Source organism: Paraburkholderia sp. UYCP14C, assembly GCF_004197395.1.
GTDB lineage: Bacteria > Pseudomonadota > Gammaproteobacteria > Burkholderiales > Burkholderiaceae > Paraburkholderia.
The window spans coordinates 1-7495 of record NZ_SELS01000138.1 but is presented as its reverse complement, the minus strand read 5'-3'; the positions used below and the strand labels follow the sequence as shown (position 1 = coordinate 7495).

Below are 7495 nucleotides of genomic sequence, written 5' to 3'. Positions count from 1 at the left end.
GCTATGCATGACCTGCCTTCGTCTTGTTTATCCAGAAACCGGGACGATACCACCCACTGAAAATTCAATAGAGGCTAATCTGGGGCAGGTTCTTTGCGAAACCGGGCAACTCATAGAAGCACAGGCCGCCCTTCGTCATGCGCTGCTGTTAAAACCCGATCACGCAGAGGGGCACAACAATTTCGGAATCCTGTTGGGCAAAACAGGGCGTCACGCCCATGCGGAAGCTGCTTTTAAAAATGCGCTCGCGCTAAACGCAAACTATCCTGCAGCCCACAACAATCTGGGTAATCTATTGGCTGGCCTCGGCCGGTTTGCCGAAGCGAAACCGTGCTTTGTCCGGGCACTGGAACTGAAACCTGACTATGTCGATGCCCGTTTCAATCTGAGCCTGCTGCTTCTTGCGACAGGAAGATATGCCGAAGCATGGCCGAACTATGAGGCCCGTTACAGTCCGAACATGAGCGACCGGAAAATGGTGGTGCCCGGGTTTTCGTATCCGCAGTGGCAGGGCGAGCCTCTGGCCGGAAAATCCCTCGTGCTCCTGCCGGAACAGGGATTCGGCGATTGCATACAGTTCACGCGCTATATTCCCTTGTTAAAGGGATGCGGTCCGTCTCGAATCAGTGTGGTTTGCGACCCGGTCCTCGGCGCCCTGCTGGAGACTGTCGATGGGGTTGACGACGTGATAACGGATTCGGGATCGGTACCGGAGCATGACTACTGGACGTTTCCGCTCAGTCTGCCGATGCATTTCGGGACGACCGTTGACACGATACCCGGCTCCCTGCCCTATGTGCATGCGGCGCCAGCGCGGCTGGAATACTGGCGGAATGAACTACCCGCTGAGGGATTAAGAATCGGGTTGGTCTGGAAAGGCAGGGGAACACACGGAAACGATCGCAACCGTTCCCTGCGTGACATATCGGACCTGGCTCCGCTGTGGTCGGTACCGGGGCTGACATTCGTCAGTCTGCAGCATGGGCAAGGCGATGAATCCCGGCAAGCGTCCGCCGGACAGCCTCTCGTCGAACTGGGAGGGAAAATCAAGGATTTTGCCGACACAGCCGCCATCGTCGCCCAGTTGGACCTGACAATCTGTGTTGACACGGCGATCGCGCACGTTGCTGGCGCTCTCGGCAAACCATGCTGGGTACTGCTCCCTGCCTTTGGGTGCGACTGGCGTTGGCTGCAGGACCGAACGGATTCGCCGTGGTACCCAGGAGCCGTCAGCCTGTTCAGGCAAAGCAGGTTCGGCGATTGGCGTGAAACGATTGAAGACGTCGCCACTGCCCTGAGGATCTGGGCGGCGACGGCGCGGTCACGTTGCTGAGCTGGTCGTGTACCATATTGGCATGAAAAGGACGAGTTGGCTTTATCGCGACCAATGCTTTCCGGCGGTCGTCATCAGTTGCGCGGTCCGCTAGCACTTTCGGTTCCGACCAACTCTTAGACGGTTTGGCACCAAACCGCGCCAGACATGGCTTTGAACTACCCCATCGGCTCCGGGATCCGATGAACCCGCTGCAACGATGTCTCCAGACAAATCTGCAAACGCCGCGGCTTAAAAACGGTGAATCCTTGCCGATAAAGGATTTTCTGGTTTTTCGTATGGCATCCAAATTATCAGCATACCTAATGATACATAACTTACAGGGAGGGTCGCCGGGAATCACTCTCCCGAAAAGGACCAAGCCAACCATAGATTTCTCATTAAAATCATGTGATTAAGCTGAGATGTGGCGGATTTTTGACGATTACCCCCACCGCTGAATTAGGCGAAGCTCGGGCACGGTGATCGCGCACCGCATTGCTGCGGCGGGGTTGTGCAAGATCGACAGGGTGGCGAAGTTTCGCATAATGTCCTGAACTTTTCCTACCGGCCATGATGGCCGGCAAGGAGAAGACGATGACGCATCCGGAACAGTTGCGCGGGACGGAATATCCCGAAGCACGCTTGCCATCAATTACGACCGCAGTTCAGTTTCTGAGCGAGTTTGATTCATACCTCGGCGCCGTCAGGGGGCTGGCTCAAGGCACCCGAAGGAAGTATGGCCGGTTCGTTCAACGCTTCCTGGATGGGTGGTGTGGCAACAGTCCGCCGAATTGGCAAGACCTTTCAACCGAACATCTCCGCACATATCTGCGTCAAGAATTCTCAAGCAGGAAGGCGGCGACCATCGAGTTCACCGATCGTCGCGGTGCGCGCAATGTTGCGCTTTCTCGCCGTCAGGGAATTGACGCAGCCCGGTCTGGAGGAAACGCTTCCACGAATTCGGCGTTGGCGTCATGCGACGCTTCCGCCGCGTTTGTCGTGCGCCGATGTCGATCGGCTGATCAAATGCGTGGGCGATGCTGCGACGTTTCAACCATTGCGGAATACGGCAATAGTGCTGTTGCTCGCAAGAACCGGGATGCGTGCTGCCGAAGTCGCTCGCCTCAGTCTGGATGACGTTGACTGGGCCTGCGGCGTCATTCATATCCGTGAAACCAAGACCCGTCGTGACCGTGACCTGCCACTATCCCGAGACGTGGGCCGCGCCTTGCTGGCGTACCTCAAACGGGAGCGTCCTCCATCATCCTACAGGACGATATTCCTGCAAGCGACTCCACCGTCCCAGCCATTTGCCGACTCGAGCGCGATTTCCAAGATCGTCCGGCGAGCCCTGGTTCGATCGGATATCGCTCCCGCGCGCGGTGCGGCACATCTGATACGCCACGCCGTCGCAACAACCATGCTGACACGCGGATCGAGTTTCAAAAACATCGCCGATGTGCTGGGTCATCAATCCCTTCAGTCAACAGCCATTTACGCGAAACTGGACCTATTGTCGCTGTCGCGTATCGCCATGCCGTGGCCTGGAGACGGTCATGAACGGTGAGGAACTTCAGGAGCTGCTGAGCCGCTACGTTGAGCACCGCAAGTTGCTGGGTTACCGGCAAACCCATAGCGGAACCCTCTCACGTTTCGTCAACGACTTTGCCAACGACCACCCTGGTGAATCGATAAAGACCATTGACGTTCTCGAATGGATCACGCGGGTACGTCGTGCACCGCCGAGCCAATCCGCAATGCTGAGCATCCTGCGTGGGTTTCTGAGCTTTGTAAAGGCTGTCGAGGGCAATGTCCCATTGACAGTTGAAGGTTGGGACGGCGGGTGCGGCATAGGTTAGGCGACCTTTCGATCATGGTCAATGTCCGATTTCGATGGCGGACGCTTCAAGGCAGTGGCGAGCACCCAGAGCTCGTTCACGCCGAGGATTTTCCGGAAGTTCTTCTCGGCTTCAAGGAACCCGGCTGCCGCCCAGCGAACCGCCATGTCGGCATCGCGATAGCGCTTCACACGACCTGCGACACGGCGTACCGCACCGTTCGGATTCTCGATGAGGTTGGTCGTCGACAGGCCGCGCATAAGCGCTGACGTCAGGCCCAATTCGTTCACCGTGAACGTCTCCTCCAGTCCTTCGAGCAGCGAGGCCGAGGCATCCGGGTGGTCGGACTGGAGCCACGCCGCGTGCGTCTTGAGCTTGGCCATGCCGTCCCTGGCCGGCAACTTGTAGGCCGCTTTCATGATCGCTGCGGTTTGCGAGATGCATTCTTTCGGCAGGCGCTCGAGGACGTTGCGCAGCTTGTGCGTGCGGCAACGCTGCACGTGGGCGCGCTCGCCGAAGAGCACCTCGATCGCAGAACGCAGCGCCTTGGAACCGTCGATCACGAACAGGTATTCCGGGTCCGTGGACAAGCCGCGATCGATCAACCCGCGCAACAGATCCTTGACAACCTGGGCGTTCTCGCTCGATCCGCTCACGAGTCCCATGAGGTGTTTCTCGCCGGTGCTGTCCACACCAATGGCCGCGATGATATGCCGCGTGCCGACGATGATGCCGTCCATGTAGATCGCCAGAAAGTCGCGTTCATCGAAGCGCCGTGCCATCAGCTCGTTGAGCGCCGCCTGGCTGGCCTGGATGAACTCGCGCGAGACGCTGCTCTTCGAAATACCGACGGTGCCGGCCATCTCGGGCAACACCTGGGCATATTTGCGCGTCGACACGCCCGAGACCATGATGTCGTGCACGCGCTCGGCAAGCCGCGGATTCTCGTTCAATTGCTCGTATGCAGGAATCGGCACTTCGCCGCCACCTCGACGCCGCAGACGCGGGCGTTCGACATTCAATTTGCGCTCGTCCATCACGATCTGGCCTCGCTGCGAGCCGTGCCAGCGGATCTCGCCGCCCTTGCGACCAGGATGCTTGTCGCCGGCGACTTCGGTGGCGGAAATCACCAGCAACTGCTCGACCAGGCTGCGACCGGCTTCGTACATCAGTTCGTCGATGCTCGTGCGAGTGTTCTGGATCAGGTCGAGCATCGGCAGAAGGAGCTGACTGTTCTCGGCGAAACAGGCCCGCAGTCGGTCTTCCTTCTGCTTGGCGACGATGTTCAACGGCGCACTGGCCTTGGGGGCCTTCTTCCTGGTAGGCTTCATGTGGCGGTTCTCCTTGGCTCCCTGTTCGGGAGGTTGGTCGTGGAAACCCGATTCTCTCGAATTCCCAATGGGGAACCGCCGCCTTCAACCTTCAACTACGCCTGGGACATTGCCGTCGCCTCTCCAGACCCGACTTCGCTGGGCTATCCACGTCCGTGCTGGCTATTCCTACCAAGCGCACGGATCGCCGTTTGATCTGCGCGTTGTCGCGTGCCGAAATTCAAGCGATTCTTGGTGCCCCCGACCTCTCGACGTCGTGCGGACGACGTGATCACACGATGCTGCTGACGATGTACAACACCGGTGCACGAGTTTCAGAAATTACAACAATGTCGTGCAGCCAAGTCGAGCTAGGCATTCGTAGCAGCTTCGTTCATCTCTACGGCAAAGGTCGAAAGGAGCGCTGCGTCCCGCTCTGGGCCAGGACCGCCGATGCGATCACGAAATGGATGCGCGAACAGGATTCAGCGCCGAAGGCGCATCTGTTCACCAATTATCGTGGTGAGCAACTGACTCGTAATGGCGTCGACTGCATCCTGCAGAAGGCGATTGCCGGCGCCGTGCTCGCCTGTCCGAGTCTGCGCCAAAAACACATCTCGCCTCACGTTATAAGGCACGCGACGGCGACCCATCTGTTACAGGCTAGCGTCGACATCAGCGTGATCGCACTGTGGTTGGGCCATGAAAGCATCGACACGACGCACATTTACATGGAGTCCAATCTTGCCCACAAGGAAGAAGCGCTCGGCCACCTGCGACCCGCCGGGCAGCGAACACCACGATTCCACGCAACTGACAAGGTCATAGCGTTCCTCGAAACGCTCTGATTATGTACATCGCGATGGCTGGGGTTGGCGTCTGTAGAAGGCCCTCCGGCCATTGCTTCGCCTATTTTCAGGGTGTGGGTAATCGTTAAAAATCCGCCACATGTCGGCCTAAGCGGCTGATTTGAATGCGAGATCGATAGTCGAGTCGAGCGGTGGGACAGAGCGCAAGCAAGATCGGCGGCGAACCGGGATCCCTCATAGCGGCGATGTACCTTCGGAAACAATTCCTGAAGCATGGTTCCCTCCGGATACGGTGATCGGAGGAACTACGCTACTCCCCACGACAAAGTTATAACGGCCGCTCGATGCGGTCGTTAAATCCTCTACGCCGCGACAACCTTGTTGCGGCCCTGATCTTTTGCCCGATATAACCGTTCGTCCGCCTTGCGCAGAATCGCGTCGATGGTCTGACCATCGCGGCCAAACTCGGATACGCCAACGCTCACGGTAACCTCGACGGGCTTTCCGGTGCCCGTGTCGAACGGCGCGCCGGCTATCGCCGCGCGAAGGCGCTCGCCAATCGACAACGCTTTGTCGAGCGCTACCTGCGGCAACAACACCATGAACTCTTCACCGCCGACGCGTGCAACCCCATCGTACGGGCGGATCGCATCGAGGCACTTTTTGACGAAGCGCTGTAGAACCTGATCGCCCGCCTGGTGCCCGAAGGTGTCGTTGATTGTCTTGAAATGATCGAGGTCCAGCGCAAGCAGCGAGAAGGGTGCGCCGTTGCGTTTCGCACGCGCGATTTCGGCCCCGACGCGCTCGATGAATTCACGGCGGTTCGCTACGCCGGTCAGCGGATCGGTCGCGGCCATATGTTCCAGTTTCTCATTGGTCCGTTGCAGCTCCTGTAGCGCCCTTTCGGTGCGCGCCATCGCTTCGCTTAGCCGGGCCAGCAGTTCCTCCTGGCTGTAGATGGTCGAAAACGAGCGGGTCGTGCGAAACGCCTGAACAACGCCGTAGCTGAGCAGGAAAAAGCCCGACGCGAAGATCACGTGGGCCAGCCACCACATATGATTCCACGGTTTGCCGAGGATAAAGGCGAGCGACGACAGCGCGAACGACGTCACCGAAATGCCGTAGATAGTCATCAGCGGCGAGCGGATGCGGCGCAATACGAGTGCGACGACGTTGATCGTCGAAAACACGAGTGCGCCGCCCTCCATGGACAGGCGGACCCATAAGCTGCCTGCCACCGGCGAGTAGGCGATCCACGCGACGGCCACGTCGATCAGCAGGAACACGGCGACCCATGTCACCCACATGCGGCGGTCAGCGCGGCGCGCCTCGCTATCGGCGCGCTGGCTATATGAGAGCTGCCCGATGAAAATCAGGATCGACATCGCAAGGCGCGAAGCCGGTCCGTAAAGCAGGAACAACCAGATATTGTGATGCGCCATGCCGGTGAATACGCCATGCAGCGCGTAGATCAGCGAGAAGCCCAGAAAGCCCAGCGTCAGCCAGCGCAGCAACGGTTCTCCCGACGAGCGGTAGCATCGCCAACACACGTAGGTCACGAACAGTCCTTCGAGCGTGGCCGCGGCTATCGCGATTTCATGAAAGGCGTGATTCTCGAACTTCAGTGACGGGTCGTGAAAGAAATACAGATAGGCGATCAGATACGCCGGCACCAGCGCAAAGCCGGCGAGCAGCAGCCGGGAATAGACCTTTGTTACAAACTGGATTGCGGCGGACGGCTCGTTGGCCGAAACGCTGACGTTCATTATCCCCTCCTATCCGTTTTCATCAGGTGAATGCAGTATAGGCGGTGTCGCGAAACTCCTAAGTTTCGCAACGCCATACCGGCCGCCGCCAAACCCTGACGCTGTGACTTTGAGCGCTATTTGGCACTGAATATCAGCGCTATGTGGCACGGATGGAGTTGGATGAGACGAGCAAAGCCGATGACATTGAAGGCGCTGGAACTGACGTAGCCGGCCATGAAGCGACAGTTACGCGATAGGATGCCGTCCTGTCAGCGTTTCAGTAGCAATACAACAAGCCGCGCCTCCTTCATGTCAGCAAGCCCACCTAACGTCACTCCCAAGCCCGAGCCTGATCGCCTCGCGGGACTGGTTGAGCGTGTCACGTTCCACAACGCCGAGGCGTGGTTCAAAATACGCGATTTTTGCGTTACATGGACGAGCTGATGCAGCCTGCGTGAAAGAGCAGAAATGGTGA

General features: G+C 58.5%; 7 protein-coding genes and 1 pseudogene. 5 read left to right on the top strand and 3 right to left on the bottom strand.

Going from position 1 to position 7495, the window contains the following annotated elements; all coding sequences use genetic code 11:
* The 4 genes and pseudogenes from EVC45_RS42895 to EVC45_RS42880 all read left to right on the top strand — a co-directional run.
* Positions 1-1333: tetratricopeptide repeat protein (locus EVC45_RS42895; RefSeq protein WP_129964132.1), on the top strand; the 1333-nt coding region annotated here is incomplete at its 5' end.
* Between the two features lie 552 nt (positions 1334-1885).
* Positions 1886-2107 (top strand): annotated as a pseudogene (locus tag EVC45_RS48100) (hypothetical protein); the annotation flags it as partial.
* Positions 2052-2882 (top strand): tyrosine-type recombinase/integrase, encoded by an 831-nt coding sequence (locus tag EVC45_RS42885; protein ID WP_129964131.1) that lies wholly within the window; start codon positions 2052-2054, stop codon positions 2880-2882. The pseudogene EVC45_RS48100 and the gene EVC45_RS42885, both read left to right, overlap by 56 nt.
* Positions 2872-3174: a hypothetical protein gene (locus EVC45_RS42880; protein ID WP_129964130.1), complete on the top strand. Its 303-nt coding sequence runs from the start codon at positions 2872-2874 to the stop codon at positions 3172-3174. The genes EVC45_RS42885 and EVC45_RS42880 overlap by 11 nt, the downstream gene beginning before the upstream one ends.
* Here the strand turns inward: EVC45_RS42880 and EVC45_RS42875 are convergent.
* Positions 3171-4484, bottom strand: coding sequence for an IS256 family transposase (locus EVC45_RS42875; RefSeq protein WP_129964129.1), 1314 nt, complete (start codon positions 4482-4484; stop codon positions 3171-3173). The genes EVC45_RS42880 and EVC45_RS42875 overlap by 4 nt on opposite strands.
* Before the next feature lie 155 nt (positions 4485-4639).
* Between EVC45_RS42875 and EVC45_RS42870 the strand changes: the two genes are divergently transcribed.
* Positions 4640-5311 carry a tyrosine-type recombinase/integrase gene (locus tag EVC45_RS42870; RefSeq protein WP_248295499.1) on the top strand — a complete coding sequence of 224 codons (672 nt, stop codon included), beginning with the start codon at positions 4640-4642 and terminating at the stop codon, positions 5309-5311.
* 323 nt (positions 5312-5634) lie between these two features.
* Here the strand turns inward: EVC45_RS42870 and EVC45_RS42865 are convergent, their stop codons facing one another.
* Together EVC45_RS42865 and EVC45_RS46340 are read right to left on the bottom strand one after the other, a co-directional pair.
* Entirely contained in the window at positions 5635-7038 is a 1404-nt protein-coding gene (locus EVC45_RS42865) for a GGDEF domain-containing protein (protein WP_129964128.1), read from the bottom strand.
* 251 nt (positions 7039-7289) lie between these two features.
* A partial coding sequence (locus tag EVC45_RS46340) for a hypothetical protein (protein WP_211193580.1) occupies positions 7290-7495 on the bottom strand: 206 nt, incomplete at its 5' end.

Excerpts from the sequence above, each read along its gene's own strand:
- EVC45_RS42885 (WP_129964131.1), top strand. The coding sequence starts at position 2,052 with ATGGCCGGTTCGTTCAACGCTTCCTGGATGGGTGGTGTGGCAACAGTC.
- EVC45_RS42880 (WP_129964130.1), top strand. The coding sequence starts at position 2,872 with ATGAACGGTGAGGAACTTCAGGAGCTGCTGAGCCGCTACGTTGAGCAC.
- EVC45_RS42875 (WP_129964129.1), bottom strand. The coding sequence starts at position 4,484 with ATGAAGCCTACCAGGAAGAAGGCCCCCAAGGCCAGTGCGCCGTTGAAC.
- EVC45_RS42865 (WP_129964128.1), bottom strand. The coding sequence starts at position 7,038 with ATGAACGTCAGCGTTTCGGCCAACGAGCCGTCCGCCGCAATCCAGTTT.